27 protein-coding genes are annotated in these 23,683 nt (G+C 60.3%); 17 read left to right on the forward strand and 10 right to left on the reverse strand.

Going from position 1 to position 23,683, the window contains the following annotated elements:
* Positions 1-47: 47 nt before the first annotated feature.
* The 9 genes from J0J06_RS13810 to J0J06_RS13850 all read left to right on the forward strand — a co-directional run bounded on the left by J0J06_RS13810 (position 48) and on the right by J0J06_RS13850 (position 9,062).
* A complete protein-coding gene (locus J0J06_RS13810) occupies positions 48-1,250 on the forward strand; it encodes a Gfo/Idh/MocA family oxidoreductase (RefSeq protein WP_294042993.1) in 1,203 nt (400 codons plus the stop codon).
* A 22-nt stretch (positions 1,251-1,272) separates the two neighbouring features.
* The gene (locus J0J06_RS13815) at positions 1,273-2,292 is read left to right on the forward strand and encodes an amidohydrolase family protein (protein WP_294042995.1); all 1,020 of its coding nucleotides are present in this window, start codon (positions 1,273-1,275) and stop codon (positions 2,290-2,292) included.
* Positions 2,293-2,316: 24 nt separating this feature from the next.
* Positions 2,317-2,934 (forward strand): RraA family protein, encoded by a 618-nt coding sequence (locus J0J06_RS13820; RefSeq protein ID WP_294042997.1) that lies wholly within the window; start codon positions 2,317-2,319, stop codon positions 2,932-2,934.
* 70 nt (positions 2,935-3,004) lie between these two features.
* Positions 3,005-3,994: a hypothetical protein gene (locus J0J06_RS13825; RefSeq protein WP_294042999.1), complete on the forward strand. Its 990-nt coding sequence runs from the start codon at positions 3,005-3,007 to the stop codon at positions 3,992-3,994.
* 1 nt (position 3,995) lies between these two features.
* A complete protein-coding gene (locus tag J0J06_RS13830) occupies positions 3,996-4,382 on the forward strand; it encodes a RidA family protein (protein ID WP_294043001.1) in 387 nt (128 codons plus the stop codon).
* A gap of 5 nt (positions 4,383-4,387) precedes the next feature.
* On the forward strand, positions 4,388-5,041 hold the full coding sequence (locus J0J06_RS13835) for an RraA family protein (protein WP_294043004.1): 654 nt from the start codon (positions 4,388-4,390) through the stop codon (positions 5,039-5,041).
* A gap of 7 nt (positions 5,042-5,048) precedes the next feature.
* Positions 5,049-5,696: an RraA family protein gene (locus J0J06_RS13840; RefSeq protein ID WP_294043006.1), complete on the forward strand. Its 648-nt coding sequence runs from the start codon at positions 5,049-5,051 to the stop codon at positions 5,694-5,696.
* 31 nt (positions 5,697-5,727) lie between these two features.
* On the forward strand, positions 5,728-7,959 hold the full coding sequence (locus tag J0J06_RS13845; RefSeq protein WP_294043008.1) for a TonB-dependent receptor: 2,232 nt from the start codon (positions 5,728-5,730) through the stop codon (positions 7,957-7,959).
* 137 nt (positions 7,960-8,096) lie between these two features.
* Positions 8,097-9,062, forward strand: coding sequence for a PDR/VanB family oxidoreductase (locus tag J0J06_RS13850; RefSeq protein ID WP_294043010.1), 966 nt, complete (start codon positions 8,097-8,099; stop codon positions 9,060-9,062).
* 47 nt (positions 9,063-9,109) lie between these two features.
* Here J0J06_RS13850 and J0J06_RS13855 read toward each other — a convergent pair whose 3' ends face one another.
* The 3 genes from J0J06_RS13855 to J0J06_RS13865 are packed head-to-tail and all read right to left on the reverse strand — an operon-like array spanning position 9,110 to position 13,283.
* Positions 9,110-10,534: an efflux transporter outer membrane subunit gene (locus J0J06_RS13855; protein ID WP_294043012.1), complete on the reverse strand. Its 1,425-nt coding sequence runs from the start codon at positions 10,532-10,534 to the stop codon at positions 9,110-9,112.
* Positions 10,534-12,060: a DHA2 family efflux MFS transporter permease subunit gene (locus J0J06_RS13860; RefSeq protein WP_294043014.1), complete on the reverse strand. Its 1,527-nt coding sequence runs from the start codon at positions 12,058-12,060 to the stop codon at positions 10,534-10,536. Before J0J06_RS13860 ends, J0J06_RS13855 begins: the two co-directional genes overlap by 1 nt.
* Positions 12,057-13,283 carry an HlyD family secretion protein gene (locus tag J0J06_RS13865; RefSeq protein ID WP_294043016.1) on the reverse strand — a complete coding sequence of 409 codons (1,227 nt, stop codon included), beginning with the start codon at positions 13,281-13,283 and terminating at the stop codon, positions 12,057-12,059. Before J0J06_RS13865 ends, J0J06_RS13860 begins: the two co-directional genes overlap by 4 nt.
* Before the next feature lie 86 nt (positions 13,284-13,369).
* Between J0J06_RS13865 and J0J06_RS13870 the strand changes: the two genes are divergently transcribed.
* Positions 13,370-14,239 (forward strand): MipA/OmpV family protein, encoded by an 870-nt coding sequence (locus J0J06_RS13870; protein WP_294043018.1) that lies wholly within the window; start codon positions 13,370-13,372, stop codon positions 14,237-14,239.
* Between the two features lie 34 nt (positions 14,240-14,273).
* Here J0J06_RS13870 and J0J06_RS13875 read toward each other — a convergent pair whose 3' ends face one another.
* Both J0J06_RS13875 and J0J06_RS13880 read right to left on the reverse strand, forming a co-directional pair.
* Positions 14,274-14,684, reverse strand: a complete 411-nt coding sequence (locus tag J0J06_RS13875) for a hotdog domain-containing protein (protein WP_294043020.1) — start codon at positions 14,682-14,684, stop codon at positions 14,274-14,276.
* Positions 14,681-15,085: a PaaI family thioesterase gene (locus J0J06_RS13880; RefSeq protein WP_294043022.1), complete on the reverse strand. Its 405-nt coding sequence runs from the start codon at positions 15,083-15,085 to the stop codon at positions 14,681-14,683. Before J0J06_RS13880 ends, J0J06_RS13875 begins: the two co-directional genes overlap by 4 nt.
* Between J0J06_RS13880 and J0J06_RS13885 the strand changes: the two genes are divergently transcribed.
* Positions 15,085-16,188 carry an MlaD family protein gene (locus J0J06_RS13885; RefSeq protein ID WP_294043024.1) on the forward strand — a complete coding sequence of 368 codons (1,104 nt, stop codon included), beginning with the start codon at positions 15,085-15,087 and terminating at the stop codon, positions 16,186-16,188. The two genes, J0J06_RS13880 and J0J06_RS13885, sit on opposite strands and share 1 nt — an antisense overlap.
* Here J0J06_RS13885 and J0J06_RS13890 read toward each other — a convergent pair.
* A complete protein-coding gene (locus J0J06_RS13890) occupies positions 16,154-16,462 on the reverse strand; it encodes a hypothetical protein (protein ID WP_294043026.1) in 309 nt (102 codons plus the stop codon). The two genes, J0J06_RS13885 and J0J06_RS13890, sit on opposite strands and share 35 nt — an antisense overlap.
* Before the next feature lie 171 nt (positions 16,463-16,633).
* Here J0J06_RS13890 and J0J06_RS13895 point away from each other — a divergent pair, with 171 nt between their 5' ends.
* From J0J06_RS13895 to J0J06_RS13910, 4 genes are all read left to right on the forward strand, one after another.
* Complete coding sequence (locus J0J06_RS13895) at positions 16,634-17,320, forward strand: TetR/AcrR family transcriptional regulator (RefSeq protein WP_294043028.1); 687 nt, start codon at positions 16,634-16,636, stop codon at positions 17,318-17,320.
* 5 nt (positions 17,321-17,325) lie between these two features.
* A complete protein-coding gene (locus tag J0J06_RS13900; protein WP_294043030.1) occupies positions 17,326-18,915 on the forward strand; it encodes an AarF/UbiB family protein in 1,590 nt (529 codons plus the stop codon).
* A 137-nt stretch (positions 18,916-19,052) separates the two neighbouring features.
* Positions 19,053-19,445 (forward strand): IclR family transcriptional regulator C-terminal domain-containing protein, encoded by a 393-nt coding sequence (locus tag J0J06_RS13905; protein ID WP_294043032.1) that lies wholly within the window; start codon positions 19,053-19,055, stop codon positions 19,443-19,445.
* A 251-nt stretch (positions 19,446-19,696) separates the two neighbouring features.
* Entirely contained in the window at positions 19,697-20,059 is a 363-nt protein-coding gene (locus tag J0J06_RS13910) for a hypothetical protein (RefSeq protein WP_294043402.1), read from the forward strand.
* On the opposite strand, the gene J0J06_RS13915 is transcribed toward J0J06_RS13910, so the two are convergent.
* Positions 19,971-20,219 (reverse strand): TonB-dependent receptor plug domain-containing protein, encoded by a 249-nt coding sequence (locus tag J0J06_RS13915; protein WP_366931226.1) that lies wholly within the window; start codon positions 20,217-20,219, stop codon positions 19,971-19,973. The genes J0J06_RS13910 and J0J06_RS13915 overlap by 89 nt on opposite strands.
* On the opposite strand from J0J06_RS13915, the gene J0J06_RS13920 reads away from it, so the two are divergent.
* Positions 20,161-20,286, forward strand: a complete 126-nt coding sequence (locus tag J0J06_RS13920; RefSeq protein WP_294043404.1) for a hypothetical protein — start codon at positions 20,161-20,163, stop codon at positions 20,284-20,286. The two genes, J0J06_RS13915 and J0J06_RS13920, sit on opposite strands and share 59 nt — an antisense overlap.
* 250 nt (positions 20,287-20,536) lie before the next feature.
* Positions 20,537-21,211, forward strand: a complete 675-nt coding sequence (locus J0J06_RS13925; RefSeq protein WP_294043034.1) for a TetR family transcriptional regulator — start codon at positions 20,537-20,539, stop codon at positions 21,209-21,211.
* A gap of 104 nt (positions 21,212-21,315) precedes the next feature.
* Here J0J06_RS13925 and J0J06_RS13930 read toward each other — a convergent pair whose 3' ends face one another.
* From J0J06_RS13930 to J0J06_RS13940, 3 genes are all read right to left on the reverse strand, one after another.
* Complete coding sequence (locus J0J06_RS13930) at positions 21,316-21,966, reverse strand: MobA/MobL family protein (RefSeq protein WP_294043036.1); 651 nt, start codon at positions 21,964-21,966, stop codon at positions 21,316-21,318.
* A 68-nt stretch (positions 21,967-22,034) separates the two neighbouring features.
* Positions 22,035-22,649, reverse strand: a complete 615-nt coding sequence (locus J0J06_RS13935) for a hypothetical protein (protein ID WP_294043038.1) — start codon at positions 22,647-22,649, stop codon at positions 22,035-22,037.
* A gap of 107 nt (positions 22,650-22,756) precedes the next feature.
* The gene (locus tag J0J06_RS13940) at positions 22,757-23,596 is read right to left on the reverse strand and encodes a ribonuclease H-like domain-containing protein (protein ID WP_294043040.1); all 840 of its coding nucleotides are present in this window, start codon (positions 23,594-23,596) and stop codon (positions 22,757-22,759) included.
* Positions 23,597-23,683: the final 87 nt, after the last annotated feature.

Genomic DNA, 23,683 nt, shown 5'->3' on the forward strand with positions numbered 1-23,683 from the left:
CCCCGCGCCCTAACCGCTCGTCTTATTTCCGGCACTTGGGAGCGCTTATGACGACGGCAGAAAAAAAAGATCCCGTGAGGATCGGGGTGGTTGGCCTTGGAATGGCCGGTACGATCATGATTCCCGTGATCCTGGCGCACCCAGCGACTGTACTTGCCGGTGCGTGTGACCTTAGCGCCGATCTGAGAGAAAGTTTTGCCCGAGATTTCTCGTGTCCAGTTACGGAGTCTGCAGAAGAGCTGTTTGCAAGAAGCGATATCGACGCCGTCTACATTGCGACGCCCCATCAGTTCCATTGCGAGAACGTCAAATTGGCGGCGAGTTATGGCAAGCACGTTATCGTCGAAAAGCCAATGGCTCTGACGCTTCCAGATTGTGACGCAATGATTGCAGCGGCCGAGGCGGCGGGTACGGTATTGGTGGTTGGGCATTCACACGGTTTCGACTCGACCACGAAGCTAGTCAGCGAAATCGTGGCAAGTGGCCGGTTGGGTCGTCTGCGCATGATCCTCACCTTCAACTATACGGATTTTGTATACCGCTTCCGCCGACCAGAAGAATTGGACACCAGTCTAGGCGGTGGCATTATTTTTAATCAAATCCCACACCAGATCGATTTTGTTCGCACGGTTGCCGGTGGTGTAAGGGTTACGGGCGTCTCTGCTGTAACCGGGCAGTTCGATCCGGGGCGCCCAACTGAGGGCGCCATGATGTCCCTTCTTGAGTTAGAAGGGGGTATCTATGCCACGCTAGTTTACAGCGGCTACGACCATTTCGACAGCGATGAGCTACACGGCTGGATTGGCGAAGGAGGCCAGACCAAAGAGCCGCGCCACGGAAAGACGCGAGCGCAACTACGATCTGTCGCCGATCCCGCGGACGAAGCTGCGATGCGCGGAAAAGTATATTCCTACGGTGGGTCTCTCTGGAAGCAACTTGGCTTCCGAGGTGATCGAAGCGATCATCCTCATTTTGGCATGGCGATAGTCACGTGCGAGCGAGGCGATATCCGCCCCGTTCCTGGCGGTGCCATGGTGTATGGCGATGGAGGTCCAGAGTTCGTCAAGCTCGATCCGCCGCGCGCTGGCGGCGGTAGGAGCGAAGTGCTCGACGAACTATGCGCGGCAGTCCGCGATGGTCAGCACCCAATGCATGACGGTGCGTTCGGACGCGAAACGCTCAGAGCGTGCTCAAACATTTTGCTCGCCGCGGCTGCAGGCCTTCCCGACGTGGGAACCTGGCGCGAGTAGTTATTCAAAGAGGAACATTGCAATGTACGGTGAAGTAAAAGTGTTCGATATACACGGCCATGTTTCGGCGCCGATGCACGGGACACCTGCGCTGGCGATGATGTTGGCCTCGAATACGCCATTGAGCATTGACCCGCGCAAAGCGGTGGACCCACGGCTGAATCTTACCGAAGAGGCATGGTCCGAGTCGGTTGGCCGGCATGTAGCGTTACTAGACGAATATAGAATAGACGCACAACTCATCGGTCCACGACCGTTTCTGATGCTCGGCTGGATGAGCAGCCACTTGCTACCGCAATGGACTCGCTACGTAAATAACGCGATCGCGAAACAGGTGTCCCTCGCGCCGGATAGATTTATTGGCGCCGCGCAATTACCGCAAAATGCAGACGCGGACGATCTGGCCCATTGCCTTCCCGAACTGGAAAGATGCGTCCACGAACTAGGTTTCAAGGCGGTCTACCTTAGCCCCGACCCAACCGGCGATCGCCGGTCTCCTGGAATGGACAAGCCATACTGGCATCCCGTGTACAAAAAGTGCCAAGAACTTGGTCTGCCAATTATTGTCCATGGAACAAACTGTCTTGATCATCGGCTGGACATTATTCCACATAACTATCAGATCGGATTCGTTTGGGAGCAATATCTAGCTACCCAGTTATTCAGTCATGGTGATGTATTTGAGCGATTTCCTGAGCTCAAAGTTCTGATCTGTCACTGCGGCGGTGCCCTCGATAGATTTATCAAGACCGACTATCATCTTGCCCAGAAAGATCTGTCTAAGAACTTATTTTTTGATACTAACGCGCCAGAACTTAACTTTCTCGAGGCAGCGATCAAGCAACGAACGCCTGAACGAATTTGTTTCGGCACCGAAGCGCCCGGGTCTGGTGCATCTGTTCGACCAGAAACGGGAAGGCCCGGCGACGACCTAGTTCCCGTCATTGGCGCCTTCGACTTTCTAAGCGAGCACCAGAAAGTCTTGATCTTCAATACAAATCCAAAGCACGTATGCCCGGCGTTCGGGCAACTCGACCACTGAGATCATAGCGGCCGGAGTTAGTCGATGATCGACGCTGCACTGATTGAGCGAGCGAGCAAGCTCTCGTCGGCAACGATGCATGAGGCGTCGGGGCGGAGGGGTGCGCTTCCAGCCAGTATTCGCCCGATCGATCGCGCGATGCGCCTAGCTGGTGTTGCGCTGCCGGTGCGGTGTCCGCTCGGCGACAATCTTTGGATCCACCGCGCTCTCGCAGTTGCCGAGCCCTGGGACGTTTTGGTGATCGAAGCCGGTGGAGGCACGGACTTCGGCTATTGGGGAGAGATAATGGCGACGATGGCCGTTGCTCGAAGGTTAGCAGGCATCGTGATTTCGGGGGGTGTTCGCGACACACAGCAGTTGATTTCCCTAGGCTTGCCGACGTTCTCGAGCGGTGTGGCCATCCGAGGAACCGAGAAAGATCCCACCGGCGCTGGTGCCGTCGGCGAGCCTGTCAGAATGGGCGAAACGGTCGTCAAACGAGGCGATTTAATAGTCGGTGATGCTGACGGGGTAGCCTGCTTCGACGCGGCCACCGCTGCCAACTTGATCGCGAAATCTGAGGAGCGAGACCTAACGGAAGCCCTAATCATGGACGAGCTTCGAGGAGGAGCAAGCACGCTCGAAATATATCGGCTTGAGTAGCTCTATCGAGAGCAATTTATCGGCAGGGTTCACCTGCAAACGTGGTTCAACGAACAACGGGAGCACCGCAATGGCGAAGGTCGTACTAGGAATAGGAACATCTCACAGCCCACTCTTAACGATTGCTGGCGGAGATTGGCACGCGCGCGCCGAGGCCGATAGGCGTAACGGGAGCCTCACCCTGGCAGACGGCAGAATGCTATCTTACGATCAACTCGTCCAAGAAAGGGGTGAGCCGTACACGGCTGTTGCAACCTCCGAGAAATTTTCGGAGCTCGCACAGGTTAGCCAGGCCGAGCTCGACAAGCTTGGTGAAGCGATTGCAGAGGCGCAGCCCGATGTCGTTGTGATCGTCGGTGACGATCAGGACGAGCTGTACTCACCGGGTAACATGCCTGCGCTGGCCATTTTTTGGGGTCAGAAAGTAATTATGCATGCAATGCCTGATGACTTGCCGCCTTGGATGAAGTCGATGGCCAAGGGTTACGCGATGGATGCGCGGCACGAATTTGCTGGCCACCCCGAATTGGCGCTCGACATCATCAAGGGAATGATGGACCGTGGTGCAGACCTCGCGATCTGTAAGGATGTTCCGGACACCAATGAAGCTGGCTTTGGCCATGCATTCGGCTTTCCCGTCCAGCGCCTGTTCGGCGGAAAGAAAATCCCGATCATTCCTGTTATGCTCAATACCTATTTTCCGCCCAACGTTTTGTCGGCCAATCGCTGTTTCGACATTGGCGTCATGCTCCGCGAGGCGATCGAGGCGAGCAAGCTCGACCTCCGCGTTGCCATAATAGCGTCCGGAGGCCTGAGTCATTTTGTTGTTGAGGAAGAGCTGGACCGTTCCGTGGTGGAAGGGCTCAAGGATCCGACCGGAGCGGCGCTGCGCGCTTTGCCCCGAGAAGCACTACTCCAAGGATCTTCGGAAATCCTCAACTGGGTGGTAACCGCAGGCGCCGTCGCCCACCTCCCCCTGCGCTCAGCAACTTACACGCCAGTTCGCCGCACTCCAGCCGGAACGGGGATCGGCCTTGCATTTGCTACCTGGAAGAAATGACATGGTGAGGCAAAGCATCGACGTCGAGGGCTTTGGCCACGGCGGACTGCCTATTCCGGCGGCATCGCGTGTTGGCCCGATGATCATGACCGGTGGAGTTCACGGACTTGACTTAGACAACGGAGATCACGGGGACGCAGCACGGCAGATTGGGCGAATGTTCGACAACCTCGCGCGCATTCTCGCGGCGGGTGGGGCAACATTTGCCGCCGTGGTTCACATGACCATTTATCTCCGAAGTCCCGCGACACGAGCGGCGCTCAGCGAGGAATGGCTCAAAGCTTTTCCTGACGCCCACTCGCGGCCTGCACGACATACTCTGGTCTATGACCACCTGCCTGAGCCGATGCAAGTGCAGTGCAGCGCCACTGCTTACGTCGAGGACTAACGGTCGTGAAAGCAGTCGTCGCGCGACTTTTGGCGCTTGATACGCCGAGTGTATCTGATGCTCTCGACAAGCTTGGTCTGCCGGGAGCGATCTTCGGTGTCGGCCCCATGACCGTTCAATCAGCGATCGCTGGGCCGGTCGTAACGGTAAAGCTCGGCGCCCCGCTCGCAAATCTGCCCAAGCGGCACCTTGGTGCCGGCGCCATAATGTCGGCGGAAGATGGCGACATCATCGTCGTCGAGCATCGGGGCCGTATTGACGTATCGGGGTGGGGCGGGCTGCTGTCGCGAGGTGCCCTAGCTAAAGGCGTCGCAGGCGTCCTGATCGATGGCGCTTTTCGGGATGTCGATGAGGCGCGCTCGCTTGGCTTGGCGATCTATGCTCGCGCTGTGGTTCCCATAACAGCACGCGGACGAGTTGCGGAGCACGGCTTCTCCGTGCCGATTACCTTCGCCGGGATCGCCGTTAGTCCGGGTGATTACGTGCTCGCTGATGGCAGCGGTGTCGTCTTTCTAGCTCGCGACAACGTCACGTCGATCCTCGCGGAAGCTGAGGCGATCTACAAGCGGGAGCAATTGATGGCTCGGTCGATCGAGCAGGGAGAACCGATCGGCGACGTATTGGGAGCTAATTACGAAGACATGCTCAAAAGGGATTGAAATAGACATGCAGAATATTGCCGAGAGATTGCGTGATGCGGGGACGACCGCCTTGTCCGACGCACTGGATCGGTTCGGTATTGCGGGCCAAGCTATCGGCATCCTTCCCGTCGCTAGATCCATGCGGTTTGCCGGCAGGGCATTCACGATACGGATGCTCCCAGTTGGCACCAGCGGCGGCTCCGTCGGTGATTACATCGACGACGTCGCAGCGGGCGATGTGGTCGTAATCGATAATGATGGAAATATGGGAGCGACGGTTTGGGGCGACATTCTCACCTGGGTTGCGAGTGAGCGCGGAATCGCTGGAACCGTTATCGACGGTGTGTGTCGCGATTCTGATCGTTGCGTCGAGCTGGGCTATCCTGTGTTCGCGCGCGCCAACACAATGCGAACAGGCAAAGATCGTGTCACTGCGGACGCCTACAATGTCGCCGTCCAGATTGCCGGTGTCAGGGTCAGTCCTGGCGATTGGATCGTCGGAGATTCCGACGGCGTGGTCGTAATTCCCGCGAAAAAAGTCGAAAAAATTGTTCAAGTCGCTGAGGAAATAGAAAAAGTAGAGGCGATGATAAGGCAGAAGGTGAGTCAAGGCCTGACACTCGCACAAGCGAGAAAAGATCTTGGTTATCACTCGCTCCAAACGAAGCGTTAACAACAGGAATATCAATAAGGGGAGAGGAACGATGAAAGGTGCTCTGCTAACTACGGTTCTTCTAGCTACTTGCTCGACGGCAACGCTAGGCAACTCCGCATTCGCACAGGACGCCCCGCCGCTGCCTCAAGCGCAACCAGACGATTCCCAAGCGGACATCGTTGTGACGGCGCGAAAGCAAGGCGAAACCGTCCTGCGGGCGCCCGCTTCGATCACCGTACTAACTTCCGACAATCTGAATTCTAGTAACATCTCTAAGGCAAATGAACTGACTGGCATCGTTCCCGGATTAGTACAAACCAATGGCAATGGCAGCCTGCCGGCGACGACTTTTCGTGGCTTAGGGACGAATTCGTCTGTACCAAGCGCCGAGCCTTCAGTCGCATATTTTGTGGACGGAATATACTTCAGTCATCTCCGCGACTACACTTCTCCTGTATATGATATTCAACAAGTCGAGCTTATAAAAGGAACTCAATCGACACTTCTTGGCAAGAATACTAGCGTCGGCGCGATTAGTATCGTCACAAATAGGCCAACGAAGGACTTCGCGAGCACCCTAAAATACACGCATAGCTTTGAGATAAATGGCAATCGACTTGAAGGGTTCGTCAATATTCCGCTTGGCTCCAGCGTTCAGGTGAGGGCTTCCTTTCTCGCAAATAACGAAGAAGGGATGGTGTACAATCTATTTCGTCGCCAAAATGAACCAAGGCTCCGTGACATTTCTGGGCGGCTGGCCATTGCCTGGCAGCCAAGCGATGGCGTAGACATACTATTGAGATACCAGCACGACGATCGCGATCAAAAAGGCTTTCAATGGGAGCTACTGCAGGATCCTAGCGGGACTGTTTCTCGCTGGGCTGCTACATTCGGACAAATTCTGAACACAATACCAGATCGCATTAGTAATTCCGGTTCGGCTGCCCTCGGGGGAACAACAGCTGGCCCCGAGGAATTCGAGAAGCAGCACACGAATAGAATTAATCTGCTTGCGACATTCGATATTGCTGACTTCAAGCTGACTCTCCAGTCAGGCTATCATGCTTGGAGGAACCCTCGGTATACAGACCTCGATCAGACAGCGGCGAACCTCTTTGGTGTTCAGGAGAATGAATACACAAAATCGTTTACACAAGAAATTCGGTTAAACTCGCCGTCTGGCGGTAGGTTTAGCTATTTAGCTGGTGCTTTCTATTATTGGAATAATTGGGGCAACAATCCTATTTCTGGCGGCTCTAATAGTAATACCGCTGGCTTTCCGATTACCGGTATTGCTAATACGCAGTTAACGCAAAATACGAAGGCAATCTCAGCGTTCGCGTCTGGCAGCTACGACATACTTACACAGCTGACGGTCGATGTGGGCGTGCGCTACACTAATGAGCGTAAGTCCGGAACCATGGCGAGGCAGTCAACCGGAGTATTAGGGTTAGTATCCTTACCGTCTCTTCCGTTGACCGAACTGCAGAGGCTGGAAACGAATAACGTCGATTATAGTTTTGGAGTTCGCTACAAGCCCAGCAATGATTTATTGTTATACGCGACTTATTCGCGAGGTAGCAAAAGCGGAGGCTATCAGGATGGAGCGGCGCTTCCAAGTTTAGCTCCATATGCGCCTGAAACAGCTCTTTCCACGGAAGTGGGCATGAAGCTGTCGTTCAATGGAGGTTTCTTCGCTGCAGCGCTATTCAATACTGAGGTCAAGGACTTCCAGAATAACTACACTGCTACCATCGGAGGCGTTTCACGTGCGCTGATAGGCAACGCGGATATCAGATCGCGCGGCTTCGAGATTTCCGGTTCGAAGCGCATTGTTACGGGTTTACGCGTAAACGGCAGTCTTGTTTACGCGGACGGTACTTATTTGAAAAATTTCCCCGCAGATGGCTCGGTGGCTCTAAAGGGGCAACCGCTTACGCGAAATCCAAAATGGTCTGGACAGGTCGAACTAACTTATGATCGCAAGGCTTCTGAAAAGGTGGATATCTTCGGTTCGATAAAGTTCGATTTCGCGAGCAAAGCAATATTGCAGTCTTTGATCACTCAAGCAATTGCACCTGTGATGAAAGCGCATCAGACGCTCAATGCCAGCTTCGGCTTACGCCTCTTCGATGGATTGGAGATCAGCGCGATTGGAACGAACCTGACCGACGCGAAATACGTGACCTTTGCAACAGGCATCAGTGGGTCTGGCGGAGCCTATGCAGGATCGGTCATCCGCGGACGTGTGATAGCCCTTCAGATCGCCCACAAATTTTGAAGATGTCGGTTGGCGTTATCTACTTGCGGACGTTTGTGCTTTATTCGCGGCCGCATTTAGTCATGCGCTGACAGAGATAACCTCGAATCAGGGTAGCACTAGGCTATCGAGACGAAAGGATGTGCCGTACGGTGACAATGCGTGACGTATTTTCGCTGGTTGTGGATGACATCCGCCAAGAGGCGGAAGATGTAAAATCATTCTACTTAAGGAATAATGCTTCGGCACCTCTACCAGATGTAGATCCTGGCGCGCATGTCGAGCTGATTCTTCCAGATGGCAGACTGCGGAGTTACTCACTATCGAATATGCCAGATCATAGGGGCTTGTACAGACTTACGGTGGCACGTGACCGGGGAGGTAGTGGCGGTTCAATTTACATGCATGATAAAGTGCGAGTTGGTGATGTCGTTCAAGCCAGCTCGCAGGTGAATAATTTTAAGTTGAATGTTGATGCCCCCAGTTCGTTGTTTATCGCCGGAGGCATAGGCATAACGCCGTTCGTCCCGATGATTGCGTCGTTGAACGAGTTGAGGCGGCCATGGCGGCTAATATATAGTGCGCGTACCCGTCACCGCGCGGCGTTGTTGAATGATCTTTCCCAGCTAGAGGCCGCCGGCGTTGGCCAAGTAGAGTTGAACTTCAACGAAGAACCCGGCGGTGTCCTGTTGAATATCGCGAAAATCATAACCGAGCTGCAGCCGGAGCAGCACGTATATTGCTGCGGCCCTGAGCCAATGCTTGATTCATTTCGGTCGGAGGTATCGGCCAAGGGGATCGCGGACAGCAGAGTACATTACGAGTATTTTAAAGGCAACGTTGATGCAGCAACAGACGGCAACTTCGATGTATTATGCTCACGTAGCAACCTTACAGTTCATGTGAAAGCGGGCCAGACGATACTTAACGCCCTTACCTCAGCAGGCATCGACATTCCATTTGCTTGCTCTGAAGGTATATGCGGCTCGTGTAAAACCAAGGTAATTGAGGGAATTCCAGATCATCGCGACCTGATATTGAGCTCTACTGAACGGAATAAGAATAATGTAATGTACGTATGTTGCTCGGGCTCGAGAAGTCAGCGTCTAGTGTTGGATTGCTAGGTGGCCATTGCGATTTGCCCCAAGCCCAGAATGCGCACCCGCATACCCTACTGGTCGCGCCAACCGAGGCCCAGAGCTTTTTGAAGGGCCACATAGGATCGCACAAATTGCCCTTGGGCCTCTATGCGCGTCCCCTCAGCCGCGACAGCCGCGCGTTGCGCTTCTATCGAGGAGGTCATCGGTACGACGCCGCGGTCGTATCGTTCTGCTGCAAACCGTGCCGATCGCCGCGCGCCCTCGACGTTGCGATATGCCGATAGCAGATTTGCGCGCAGATTGCCGAACCGAGAAAGGCTCGTCTCGGCATCGGACAGCGCGGCCAGGACCGCCTTGCGGTATTGAGATTCCGCTTCATCGCGCCCAGCCCGCGATTGATCGACCCGCGCCCGGTTACGGCCGAAGTCGAGGAAGCTCCAGTTGATGCGCGGCAGGAGCAACGTGGAGACGCTGTCCGTATCAACCACATCGCCAATGTTGGGCCCGCCGAGCCCGATGATCCCCATGATACTGACCGATGGAAACTGACGGGCGACGTCGACGCCGATTTGCGCTGTGGCTGCGGCGAGCTGCCTTTCGGCGGCACGGACATCCGGTCGACGACGCAGCATAGCCGCCGGGTCGCCGATCGTGACGCTGGCGGGGATCGTCGGGATTGCGCTAGGCGCAGCGAGCGCCGCATCATGCGCGCCAGGCTCGTCGCCGGTGAGTAGTGCCAACTGGTCCAGCGTCACCGCGATCTGACCTTCGAGCGGCAGCAGGCTTCCCTGCGTCCGGTTCAGTTCCGTTCGCAAGCGGACGACGTCGTCGACCGACGAGGCACCTCGGCTCTCACGCTGCTCCAGCAGTGTAAGAGCGCTGGCCTGCAGCGCTGCGGATTGACGGGCGAGGCCAAGCCGTTGCTGCAGTTCACGGAGTGTCACGTAATTGCTGGCGATCTCGGCGGAAAGCCGCACTTGGGCGTCGGCGAGCTGCGCCTCGGCCGCGTCTGCCTGCGCGGCCGCGCTCTGGGCGGCCCGGCGACGGCCGCCGAAAAAGTCTATCTCCCAGGACGCGTCTAGTCCGACGTTGTAGAATTCCGCTTTGATGCGGTCATCCTGCTGTCCTTGAGTTGGAAGTGCTAGCGATCCAGGCGGCAGGTCGGCGACGATGGCGGTTCCCGTCGCCGAGACGGAGGGAAGCCGGTTGGCGCGCTGTTCCCGAACGGCGGCGCGTGCTTTTCGGACGCGCGACTCGGCGGCAGCGACGTCGGGGCTCGCAGCCAGGCCGCGTTCGATCAGCGTGGTGAGCAGCGGGTCGGACATCGCCTCCCACCACTTGGCCAAGGGAGGCTGCGGTGAGGTCAGCAGAGGGTCGGCGCGGCGAAATGTCGCGTCTGGACGCTCGGCGCTCGCGACGGGTCTGGGACCTGCATAATCGGGACCGACAGTGCAGCCTGTGAGTGCGAGGGAAGCTAGGATCAGGTAACGGGTCATCAGTGCATCGCCATCTGGGTGCCGGAAGGAATCGGCCGGAGGAAGAGCGCCAGTGGTGTGGTGATGGCGATTGCGACACCCAGCACGAAGTAGAGGTCATTGTAGGCCATCACCGTTGCCTGCCGAAGCATCTGGCCGGCCAGCTGCCGATATGCCCCGGCTTCGCCGCCCGAGCTCGCCATCGCGCGGGCGAACCACTCCTGCGTCGTGACGGCGTTCGTCGACATCGTTTCCGCGAGGCGGTTGAAGTGGAGAAATGTTTGCCGGTCCTGCAGCGTCGCCATCAGCGCAAGTCCAATAGAACCGCCGAGATTGCGGCCGGCGTTGAACAGTGCCGAAGCGTCGCCGGCATCTTCCTTGGACACAGCGCTGATCGCCGCCTGATTCAGAAACATCATAGCAAAAATCTGACCGAACCCGCGGACTAATTGGGAGGCGATCATATCGCCTCCAGACGTGTCCGCAGTCATGCTCCAATCCATGACGCAGCTTATGGCGATCAGAACCATGCCAACGATTACGGCGAGCCTGACGTCAAGATATTTGAACGCCAATGGCAGAAACGGCATCAGGAGGAGAGCGGGCACCCCCAGGAAGAATACAACTTCGCCAGATTGTAGAGCGCTATAGCCGGCCATCACCGCTAAGAACTGCGGAATAAGGAATGTGACGCCATAGAGTACCACTCCAATGACGAGGCTGAGTACGAACACACTGCCAAAGGCGCGGCTGAAGATCAGCGTCAGTTTCAGAACGGGCTGACTAGCCCTTACTTGACCGAATGCGATCAGCGCGAACCCAAAGGCAGTAGCAACGGCCAGCTTGACGATCATGGCTGATTCGAACCACATCTCACGCTGGCCCTCCTCGAGCATAACAGTGAGCGAGCCGAGGCCGATTGCTAGGCCGGCGATGCCGAGCCAATCAGCGTTCCACAGCTGGTCGAGCCTCATCCGCTCGTGGCCGAGTCCGAACAGGAGCAGGATCGCGAGGCCGGCGCAGACGGGCACATTCAGGAAGAAGGCGTAATGCCAGCTGTAATTGTCGGTAAGCCAGCCGCCGATGATTGGCCCCAGCACCGGACCGAGGATCGCAGTCCCGCCGAACGCGGCAGTGCCGATCGGCTGTTGCGATGGCGGCAACCGGGTGGCGATAATGGTCATGGCGGTGGGGATCAGGGCGCCGCCTGTGAACCCCTGGCCGACGCGCCCGGCGATCATCATTGGCAGGGATATCGACAGACCGCAGACGATCGAGAAGCCGGTGAACGACACAGCAGCCGCGAGGAGGAAGTTCCTAAGGCCAAGCAGGCGAACGAGGAAAGGACTGAGCGGGATCATTACGATCTCGGCGACAAGATAGGAGGTCGCCACCCATGTGCCTTCTGTGCCGCTGGCGCCGATCTCGCCCTGAATTGTCGGCAATGCCGCGTTCACGATCGAGATGTCCAGCAGCGCCATGAACGATCCGATCGTGCCCGCTGCGACCGCGAGCCAGTCGCGCGCGCTCGCGCGTTCGCGCGTCATTGTCGGCTGACCTGCGCCCCGACGCGCCTCATTCGTTCCCCCTCCTCCTCGATGCGCTTGCGGCTGCCCTTCGCACTGATGGTGTCTACGGTTACTTCGACTGATAGGCCGGGACGCAGCACCTTGCGCGCTTCTGGTCCAGCCTCGATGCCAATGCGAACGGGAACGCGCTGCACGATCTTCGTGAAGTTCCCGGTCGCGTTCTCTGGCGGCAGCACGGAGAACTGAGCGCCGGTTCCGGGCGCAAAGCTCTCGATCCGGCCGCGCAGTTCGGCACCGTCCAGCGCGTCGACCTTGATGGTGACAGGCTGGCCAACTCGCATTAACGCGACTTGAGTCTCCTTGAAATTCGCCTCGACGTAGAGCTGGTTCTCGGGAACGATCGACATGAGCTTGGTCGCCGGTTGCACGAACTGGCCGACTCGGACCGACTTGTCGGCGACAACCCCGTCGATGCTGCTGCGAATCTCCACCGCGCCGAGGTCGGTCGAGGCGCGGTCTAGCTGTGCCCTCGCGGTCTCGCGTTGGGCGACCGCTTGACCAATCCGCGCGCCCTGCGTGTCAAGCGCCCGTTTCGCAGCCACCAACGCCGCGCGCTGGGCGCGAAGGTTCGCAAGTGCCCGGTCGCGCTCAAGCACCAGACCCGCCAAGCGCTCGCGTGATTCCGCGCCGGAGCGGGCGAGCGGCTCGTAGCGCCTGACCTCTGTCTCCGCGGCATCAACGGCGACCTTGGCGGCAGTAACCTGGGCGTCCGACTGCGCCATGGCGGCACGCTGCTCATCCAGCGCGCTGCGGGCGGTGCGGATGCCCGCATCGGCGGCGGCGACCTGCGCCCGCGCCTGGTCGACGCTGGCGCGGTAGTCCCGCGAGTCGAGCACGGCGAGCAGCTGCCCTCGCCTCACTGGCTGGTTGTCACTGACCAATACCCGCTCGATGTAGCCGCCGAGTTTCGGAGCCACGGTAACGAAGTCGGCGCGCACATAGGCGTTGTTCGTCGACTGGCGATACTGGCCGCGTTCGCGGTAGTCCGCATACCAGAGCGCCGCCACGACAACGCCCGCGATGAGCGCCGCAATGAGAATATATCGGATCAGCGGCTGCTGCTTCAGGAGGCCGGGCTTCTCCACGGCGGGTTCGCCGACACCACCGTCTTCGCCTCTTATCGCACCGTCTTTCCGGTCGGTCGCGTGGTCGTCAGCTTCGATGTCATCGGGATTAGCCACTAATCGCTCTTGAGATATGTAAACCGAACCGTATCATAGCCGTTCGGGCGGCAGGACGCCAGCCCACAATCTTTCGGAGTTAGCCAATGCCGCCGGAAAGTATTTTCGCAACGCTCCACCGCGCGGTCGCTCACGCGACATGCACCGTGTGCATCCTCGCGCAGACACCTGCGGCAGCGCAGTCCGCCGAGCGTGGAGACGACGACCGCTCGCGGGTCACGATCGGCGTAGGCGCAGCCACGCTGCCCGACTATGAGGGCGCGGATCGGAACAGCGTCACGCCTGGAGCCGTCATCGTCGGTCGCCTCGATGGCCACGACTTTTTCACGCGTGGAACGCAGCTCTACGTCAATCTCGTTTCCAGCGGCTCGGGTCCGGGAACCAATCTCGAAGTTGGCGTGATCGGTGCGGTGCGGCTCGATCGTACCAACAGGGTCGCCAATCCACAGGTCCGCGCGCTGGGCAAGATCGGAACTGCCTGGGAAGCCGGCGGCTACGTCGGAGTCAGCCGGACCGGGGTCGTCACCAGCGAGTACGACACACTCACGATGCGCGTCGCCTATGTGCATGATCTCTCTGGTGTCTATGACAGTTACGTCGTTACGCCGCAGGTCAATTACACGACACCGCTTTCACGCCGGACGCTCGTATATGTCGGGGCGTCCGCCGACTATGTCGGCAAGGGGTATGGCCAGACCTACTTCGGGGTCACTCCCTCAGCAGCGGTGGCCAGCGGACTGCGGCCTTACTCCGTCGGCGACGGGGGCTGGAAGCGCTATGACCTGACCGCCTTCGCGATCCAGAGCATCACGGGCGATCTGCGACGCGGCCTCGGCGTTGGCGTCGGTGTTCTCTATGGCAGGATGCTCGGCCGATTTAAGCGCAGTCCGATCGTATCCGACATCGGCGACGCGAACCAGCTCGCCGCGGCAGCCGGATTAACATACACCTTCTGAAGTGCCGCGCGGCGGTGTGCGGCGCCGTCCTCTGTCATGTCGGCGCGACAAAGAATTCGAACTGTGCGGCGCAGACGACGGTCGCGGGGTGGCCCTGCGAGGCCTGGATATGGACCACCGCCACGCGACGCCCGACCCTGACAACTCGCGGAAAGGCGATCAGTCGCTCCAGGCGCATCGACGCGAGAAATTGGACGTTCGCGCTAATCAGGCGTGGAAGGTCGTCACGTTCGAGGCGTCGAGCGAGCTCGATCCCGCTCGCGAGCTCAAGGAAGGCTGTGACGGCACCGCCGTGGAGCGCCGGGACGATTGGGTTGCCGATCAGTTCTGGCGTTGGGGATAGTGTCCACGCCGCACCCGCTTCGGCAACGTCGATCATCGCGCCGAGCTTGGCCGAGAAGCCCGACGTCGTCATGCAGGCGGCGCTGTGCGGGTCCAGCGTCATCTCGCAACCGGCCTGTTCATTGCGAAAACCCCCTGCGCCGCGGCGAAAATGTCTGCGGGCCCACGGTCCCACGCCTCGGCCCGGACGAACGCCATCGTCTCCGACACTTTGTAGCAATGGGCCCAGGCCGTCACGGCGCAGGTCGCGAACGGAGCTCTCACGTGGTCGATCTTCAGATTCAGGGTGGAGATCGACAGGCCTTGTGATCGCGACATGATCGCTCCACCGCAGGCATGATCGATCAGGCTCGCAACGACGCCAGCGGCGATCGCGCCGCCGCCGTCCGTGAGGTCCGGGCGGCACGAGAGCCGCATCGAGCAGAGGCCGTCACCGAGGGAAAGGGTCTCCAGGCCGAGCTCTTTGCTCCAGGGGATGGCGGGCATTGCGTTTTCGGGGACCAATGCATTCTCCTGCCAGTGCGAAGCAGACACATTCCATCGGAACGAACACTCGGTCAACATCAGCCATCGAAAACGCAACTAATCGGTTTACATATTTGTATCCGCACGGTAGTTCGAACCAGTCCATGGAGACTAGCTCGAACCGACTGCTCGTGTTTGCCGTGGTGGGCGTATTACTGTTCACGCTGGTGGTCTTCACGCTCTGGATCGTCTCTGCCCGCAATCCCGACGGACGAGATTACCTGATCCGGTTCGACCAGAGCGTCGCTGGCATAAAGAAGGGATCCTCCGTAACCTATTCCGGAGTGCCCGCCGGGTCGGTGACGTCGATCCGCCTAGACGCGCGGGAGCCGTCAATGGTGCTCGTGACGGTCCGCCTCGACCGGAACATTCCGGTCCTGCAAGGCGTCAGGGCGTCGATCTCGCGCTCGTTTTTCAGCGGCGACGCGACCGTGACTCTCGACGGCGCAACGAAGGGCGCCCCGCCGATCGTCCAGGCCGCTGGCCAGGACTTACCTGAAATCCCCTCTAAGAAAGGAGGTTTGCTCGGATCGGGCGGCGACCCGATGGCACTCGTCGCCAAGATCAGCCGGACGGTGGACGACGTGTCGCGCAATCTCGACCCGAAGGGGCAGGAACGGCTGAGCCGCCGATTGGCGGCGCTCGCGGACAGTTCCGCCGATTGGCCGAGGCGAGCCGCGCGCGTAACTGATCGCCTGACAGGCGTGGACGGACGCGTCGCGCGTTTTGGCGAAGCGGCTGCTGGTGTCGGTCTGGGCGCGGAGCGCTTGCGAAAACGACTTGCGTCCGGGCGGGAGAAGGGGGTCGCGGGGGTGAACGACCGGTTGGTTGGCGCCCGGCGCGGCATTGAGAAGTTCGGCGACAATGTTGCTGCGACACGGCCGAAGATCCGGGCGTTCGATGATCGGCGTCGCGCCATCACCGACCGCATTCGCTCGTTCCGCTCGACGGCGCGGAATCTGCGGGAGAAGGCGGAGGACATCGATCGCGGTGGTGTCAGGCTCGGGTCACCCCGCCTACCCGATTATCGTCCCCGCGTCGGTCCGATCACCCGGCCCAGCGTCCAGCAGCCCAACCGATGAGCAAGCCGCCGATCAGGCCGGTGCCAAGCACGGGCACGAAAGCCTTGGTAATCACGGCGTCCGGCAGACTTACGAGGGTTCCGACGATTGCCCCGACCGCCCAGGTCGGCAGCGGCATCTTGACCAACGGGATGAGGAAGCCGATCGCAAATCTGCTTACGAAGGCCCCGGTTAGCGCGGCCCGCTTGTCGGCGAATGCCAAGGGCAGCATGAGGGCCACGTCGATCGCTCCGAAGACCATTCCGGCCACCACGCCAAACACCAGTGGATTCATAATTCCCCTCTGAGCGGCTTTGAGCACGGCCAACTATCGTCAGCGCGTAGATCTTGGGATCTTCAGCTTGTGACCGCCTCGGCGGATGCGGATTTCCGATTAATAGCGTATCGTGCGACTCTTCTATCGTCAACGATAGACCTGGCGCTATGGTAGTTAGAGGAGGCGAGGTTGGCGGGCCAGGCGGAGAGGATAGGGTTGGCGCGCGCGCGGCGAACCGGAAGGCCGACCGCCGCCGATGCGGTCCGGCTCACAGGTCATATTCTGAAATGCGCCCGGGACGTCTTCTTCGAACACGGCTTCGACGAGGCAAGCGCCGACATGATCGCCGCGCGCGCGCGCATCTCGAAGCGTACGCTCTACGCGAGGTTCGGCAGCAAGGCGCGGGTGTTCGAAGCCGTCATCCTGGATGAGATCGACACGCAGCTAAGGGCGCTGGAGCCCGCCGTCGACAGCAGTCTCGACGTGGTCGCTCGGCTGCAGTCAATCGCAGACGTTCTGCTGGAGTGGCTGTTGACGCCGCGGATCGTGTCGATGGAGCGTGTCGTGACTGCCCAAGCAGTCCGGTTTCCGGCGCTTGCGGCCAACATCCACGAATTCGGCTTCCAACGGGCCGTCCAGTGGGTAGGTAGCATCCTCGCGCACGCCACTGCAAAGGGAGAACTCGCACTGGCCGATCCGGTGTTCGCGGCCGAGCAGTTCGTCAATCTGGTGGTCGTCGCACCCATGCGCCGGTCGGCGCTCGGACTCGCACCTGCCGGCTACGACGCCAGCGCACGAGACCGCATCCGCCGGGGGATCGGGCTGTTCGTCGGCGGCTGCCTGCCTCCGGGGGCTCGCGAGGCGAGTGGCGGGTGAGCCGCGTGATCGACGATATCCCGCTAGGCGAGCGGGCGAGGCTGGCCGAACTCGCCCGCATCTTCGCTCGCCATGGGCTCGTTGGCCTGGCCGTTCGGATAGGACTGGAACCCGGTCGTGTCGGCGCGCCCGTGGCGCCCGACGCGCCCACGCGCGTAGTCGCCTTGCTCCGCGATCTGGGGCCGGTCGCAGTGAAGCTCGGTCAGCTGCTGGCAACGCGGGGAGATCTGCTCGGCCCGGAATGGGTCGCGGCCCTTTCAACCCTGCAGGACCAGGCGGCGCCGCTGCCGTTCGATCAGATCGAGCCGGAGCTGGTCGTGGCGCTCGGTTCACCAATCGACGACGTTTTTGCGCGTTTCGACCGCGAACCGTTGGCTGCGGCGTCCATCGCGCAGGTTCATGCGGCGACGCTGCCGGACGGCACCGAGGTGGTCGTCAAGATCCGACGCCCTGGGATCGCCGCCCGAATTGACGCAGATCTACGGCTGCTGCGCCGCCTCGCTCGATTGGCCGAACGGAGCTCGCCCGAACTGGGTCGCCTTAAGATCGACGACTTGCTGCGCTTCTTCGCCGAAAGTCTGTCGCAGGAGTTGGACTTGAGTGCGGAAGCGGCGGCGTGCGAAGACATGGGATCGTTTCTTGGCGCGTTGGGTGTGCGGACGCCCCGGTTCTTCTGGAGTCATGTCGGTCGCCGCGTGAATGTGCAGGAACGGCTGCAGGGTGGCTCAGTGCGGAGCCTTGTCAATGAAATGGAGCAAGATCAGGCATCGGCGGTGGCGCGCCAGTACGCCGACGCGGTGCTGCGGATGATTATCTTCAACGGCCGGTTTCATGCCGACCCCCATCCCGGCAACGTTTTCGTGCTGAAGGACGACCTGATCGCATTCATCGATTTCGGCGCAATCGGCACGCTGACACCCGCTCGCCGATCGGAACTCGTCGCCTTGGTCCTGGCGATTGCCGGTGACGATCCGCGAGCCGTGGCACGCCTTCTCCTGCGCTGGTCCGGGGATTATTCCGTCGATGCGGGCGCGTTGGAGCGTGAGCTAGAGGCCCTGATCGGTCAGTTCCGGGGTGCGGTGCTTGAACAGATCGACTTGTCCGACATTTTCAGCCGGGTCTTCGCCCTGTTGCGGCAATACCGGCTTGCTTTGCCGCCAGACCTGGCGCTCCTCCTCCGCACCCTGCTCACGGCGGAAGGCTTCGTGCGCAGTCTCGATCCTCAGTTCGACATTGCCGCCAGAGCGATGCCGATCGCTCGCGAACTCGCTCGTGAAAGGTTGAGCCCGGCCGAACTCGGCAGAAGCGGGCGCAGGCTTGCGGCAGGTCTCGGACGATTGGCAGCCGCTTCTCCCGAATTGCTGGACCTGGTTGAGAAGATAGCCCGGTCTGGAGCGATACCAGTCCAGGTATCGATGGATCTCCCAAGCTCGGCTAGCAGCCGGCGGCGCCCCGTGTCGGACGTCCTGGTCGCGGGTCTGCTCGTTTCCGGCGCCATAATGTCCGAGAGAAGCCCGCAAGTGGCAACGGCCATGTTCGCGTTTGCCGGGGCCGGCTTGGCGGCAAATTGGCTGGTTCGAGCCCGTAGTCGCTGAGTGGCAACTGCGCTGTAAGAAATATCGTAGGACGACATCAGCTTTGCGCCTTCCGGCATGCGCGCGCGAGACGGTCGTACAGCGCCTCTACCGGCTTCGTCTCAGCCCTATGCCTGAGGGTCGTATATATCGAGCGGGTGCTGACGATAAATCCGCTACGCGGATCCTTGCGGGAAGGATGGCGTGTGCCGGCTTCGTTCACCGCTGCTGGGAAAGTCGTTCTTGCATATCACCCTGATCGTAGGATATTGCTCGAACGGATAATAAAAAATGTACCGGAGGCACACGATCTGGATTTGATGGCGCTGCTCGACGAATTTGCCGCAATCCGCGACCGAGGATTCGCTTTCAGCCGAAGCGGATGGACTCGTGGCATTAATAGCATCGCATGCCCTATCGGCAATGAAAATGCCCCCCCTTTAGGTGCTTTGGCCTTAATCGTTCCTTCCGAGCGTCTCACAGACGAGGCGGTTCCGAAGGCCGCATTGTCGGTAATGAAGGCGACAGCGCAAATTAACGATGTGCTGTAAGACCTGTGAGCGACTGCCTCAGTAAGGTATAGCTAGCCCACGCACCGCAAGATGAAGATTGCGTATGATAAGGTAAATCAGTTCTGGAATTATCGCGTCGATCCCCCGCATCCCTGTGCCCCAACCGTCGCGCCGGGGTCGGATCAAAGCGCTGCTTATCGCGATTATCCGCCGGACGTCGTAAGCCAAGCCCGGCATTCGGCGGCAATGCCGCGTTGCTTGGCGCTCTGTAGCCACGCGACCTGCGGCTGGTGGACCGCCTGTTCGCGCGGGGGGTCAAGGACGCGCATCTGCGTGTGTTCATGACCTGCCTGATCATCGGCGCGCCCTGCGGGATCGCCGCGTTCCTGGTGTCCAGTCCCTACGTGTTCCTCGCGCTGATCACCCTGACCCATTTTTTCGCCTTCTCGTTCAATGGCTACGCGGCGGCAATGGTTCAGCTGGTTTCGCCGCCCGCCCTGCGGGGCCGGATGGCGGGACTGTTTGTCCTGATGCTCATCATCTGCGGCAATGGTTTCGGTCCGCTCAGCGTCGGTACAGCTGCGCGCCACCGAGGTACGATGCGCCGATGTAGACTTCGTCAGCGAACACGCCGGTCGGCGAGATCGCGTTGAGGTTGAATTCCGGCGTCGAAATCCCGCGCAACGAGAATTTGGGTTGCGACTCATCGCCCAGGTTGGACACGCGCAGGTTCGGCGTCTGGCGGGCGATTTCCGTGCCGGTCTCAATCTTGGCAGCCGACAGCGCCGAATTGCTCAGCACGGTCACCGACACCGGCACGTCCTGCAACCGTTCGGTACGCTTCTGCGCGGTGACGACGACTTCCCCGCTGGCCGGCTAATCGTTCGCTGTCGAAGGTACTTGCCCGGGCGGCGCCGTTTGCGCTCGCGCGATCGTCGCGGTGGAAACGCCGGCCAGCAGAACGCCAGCGATCATCACACGACACAGCATACCATGTCCTCCCCAAGCGACTTTCTTTGTCGTCCAGCCTATCCTCTCTGATGCGATCTGCAAGTATTTATTGGTCAATCGGCCAAATAATGTGTTGCGCCTCTAGACATGGCTTAGACAGCCACGCCACAACCGCGCGCATGACTGAAGCCGCGCTAGACCTCGACGCTCCCGACCGTTCCAGCCGCTCGAGGCGCGGGCGACCCAAAGACGCCGACCCGCAGGCCGCGCGGATGCTGCTGGAAGCGACTGCCGCGCTGATGCGGGAGCGGGACACGCTGGACGTATCGTTTGCCGACATCGGGCGCCGGGCCAAGCTGCCCCCCGGTCTGATCGGCTATCATTTCGGGAACAAGGAAGGGCTGCTCCTCGCCCTCTTGGAGCGTGACGTACAATGGGCGCTGTCGCGCGGAGACGCGCTGGCTCGAACGGCTTGCTCGCCGGACGAAAAGTTCAAGCGGCATTTGACCGGGATGGCGACAGCTTTCTTGCACACGCCTTACTATAGCCGCCTGCTCAATGCGATGACCCGCGACACCCCGCCGGAGCGGGTCCGCGAAATTGCCAACCGCCTGATCCGCCCGCTCGTCGATGCGCAAAGCGCCATCATCGATGAAGGCGTTGCAGCCGGAATTTTCCGACCGGTCGATAAAATGCTGACCTATTTCGCTGTCCTCGGTGCCGTGGAAGCGCTGTATTGCTCACGTTTTATTCTTGGATCAGTATTCGGCATACAAAACATCGATCGGGCCTTGCATGAGGAAAATGCTAGGGAGATCGGTGGATTGTTACTGACCGGCCTCTTGAAAGTTTAAAGAAAAGAGAATTGAGGCCCAGTTGATAACTTCCATTGGGCGACACATTGGAATTGTTACGTTTTCCGCTGGCAGGTGGTCGCCCCGCACCGATCTCCGTTCAACTATCCCGACATCGTAAGCCGGATCCAACAGTCTTCCACGACCGTGCGCTGCTTTACGCTCTGCAGCCAAGCCGGTTGCGGCTGCCCGATCCTCGATCCTTTCCAAAATCGACCGGTCAGGACCGCGTGCACATGCGGTTTCTTGACCCACCCGCCCCGCTCGTCGGCAAGCGCGTGGATCGCATAGTCGGCGATCATGCCGTTCGCGACGATCGCCCGATCGAGCCATTCGAGCACGGTCTCGTTCCAGACTTCGCGGCGGACGTTGGTCGGCAGCCATCCCACCGCGTGGAACGCGACCGGTGCCGTCGGACGATCGCGGGCCGCAGCCGCATCGGCGGCCCGCCATAGCTGGAGCCCCGCGAGCGCGTCCGCCTCGCAACCGATCGGCCCCCGCCTTCCGTGCTCGACCAAGTCGGGACATGACGCCAGCTTGCCGGCGAAATCGGGTGTAGCTCCAAAAATGTCCTCGCCGTTGCGGCGAACGATGTAGAGCGCGTTCGCGGTCGCGGACCAGAATGTACGGCTGGCGTCGGCATGGACGCCATTCGACGGATGAATGATCGGCGTGATATCCATGCCGAGCGGCTCGACCGCATCGAATGCGGCGAGCGGCGTCGCCTTTGGCAGCTTGATTGCTTCGTGGATCATGGTGGTTTCTCCTAAGAACTTGAACATTGCTGTCGGCGGGATCGGCCGGCGGTGCTTTGGTTTGGAAATCAACTACGGTTCGCCAGCCACGTCGCGAATGCCGCGCTTGCAGCCTCTGTCGTGCCGTTGCCGTCGGCGAGCCACAGCTTCCAGGCGGCGATGACCTGCGCGCTGACGTAGTCGCGCAACCACGCCGTGTTGCCGAACGCCCATGCACTCTCGACATCGGCATCGCCGATCGCGGCACACTCGATGTCGCGAGCGCCAAGGATCTCCGCCAGCGGCGGTGCTCCGGCGCCGCCATACGGTGCCGCGAGTTCGACGCTGAGCGCGGTCGTCAGCTTCGTCAGCCGATCGAGGAAGACGCGACCGAGCTCGGGATCGCCGCTTGCCCCCGCGTCGAGGAGCGGGGCGATGACCGCATCGGCAAGCTGCCAGCCGATCACGATGCCGGTATCGGGCATCGCCGTCGCCGCCCAGCGCAGCAGCACATCCTCGCTGTCGCCGGCGCCGATCGCGCCGGTCTCGATCGTAAAATGCCATTCGTGGTCGGGGCCACGCTCGGCGATCAGCATCCCGATGGCGGCGAGGTGCGTGCCGGCCGGGCAGGTGCCGGCGCGGCTGGCCGGAACGGTGACGCTCGCGACCGCAAGGGTAACGAAGCGGCAGATGTCGTTGGTCATGGATCAGGTCCTTCGATGGACGCGCGGAAATGCGCCGCCGACCGGAGTCGGCGACGACAGCGCGCCAGGTTGTCTGGAGTGGGCCGCGCGGCGGCCGTGTCAGCGGATCAGAAGATCGGACGGTCGCAAGCGAAAGCGCGTTCGTCGGCCGCGATTTGCACGCGCCGCTCAGCTGCCGCGAGCGCGTGGCTGACGGCGAGATGAATCGCGCGCGGACGTGCCCAAAGCGACGGTCGGCAGACAGCGAACGGCATCAGGTGAGCCAGATGCGGCGTGGTCTCGATCCAGGTCGCGAGATCGGCGAGCGGTCGAGCGATGAGGCGTTCGTCGCTTGCTCGCCCTGCCGCCCAGTGCAGCCACAGAACGTAGGTGGCCAGCACGTCCTCCTCGACATAGCGGACGATCGTATCGATGTCGCCCGCACGCCACAGGCTCGCGACGTCCGAGCCGTGGACCGAAGTCTTCACCGGAATACCAAGCCGCTCGCACAGTTCGGCCAGCGGCACGCGGCGGGTGCCGCCGTAGCCGCTGAACTGGTCGGCGAGATCGCAGTGCCGCGCGCCGTAGCGCGGCGCATGCGTGTGTGCCGCTAGCCCCGCGAGTTCGAACTGCTGCGCCGCGAGCGCACCGATCTGTAGGACCGGAAGGTCGAACCCGCGGCCATTGTATGTGACGCTGGTCACGCCATCGGGCAGCAGCCGATCGACCGCTGCATAGAAGTCCTCTTCTTCTCCCGCTCGGCAGACCAGCGTTTCCAGCGCGAAGCTGTGATGCCCGCCGCTGGCCCAGTCCGCACGGAGGAATGATGCGGCCACGGGTTTGTGCCGTGGCCACGGTGGGAAGCTGCCGTCCTCCGGTTCGACATCGACGACGGTCTCGATGTCGAACGCGACGACATGCTCGGTGGCATGATCGTCGCTCGGACGTTTGGGGTAGAAAGATCGCATGCAAAGTCCTTTGCCGAAGGACGTGCGCACCTGCGTGCGCACGAATCGAAAGGTTCGAGAGCGAGGAGCGCGGGAACCCGCGTCTCC

The organism is Sphingomonas sp., from assembly GCF_017304615.1.
Classification (GTDB): domain Bacteria; phylum Pseudomonadota; class Alphaproteobacteria; order Sphingomonadales; family Sphingomonadaceae; genus Sphingomonas.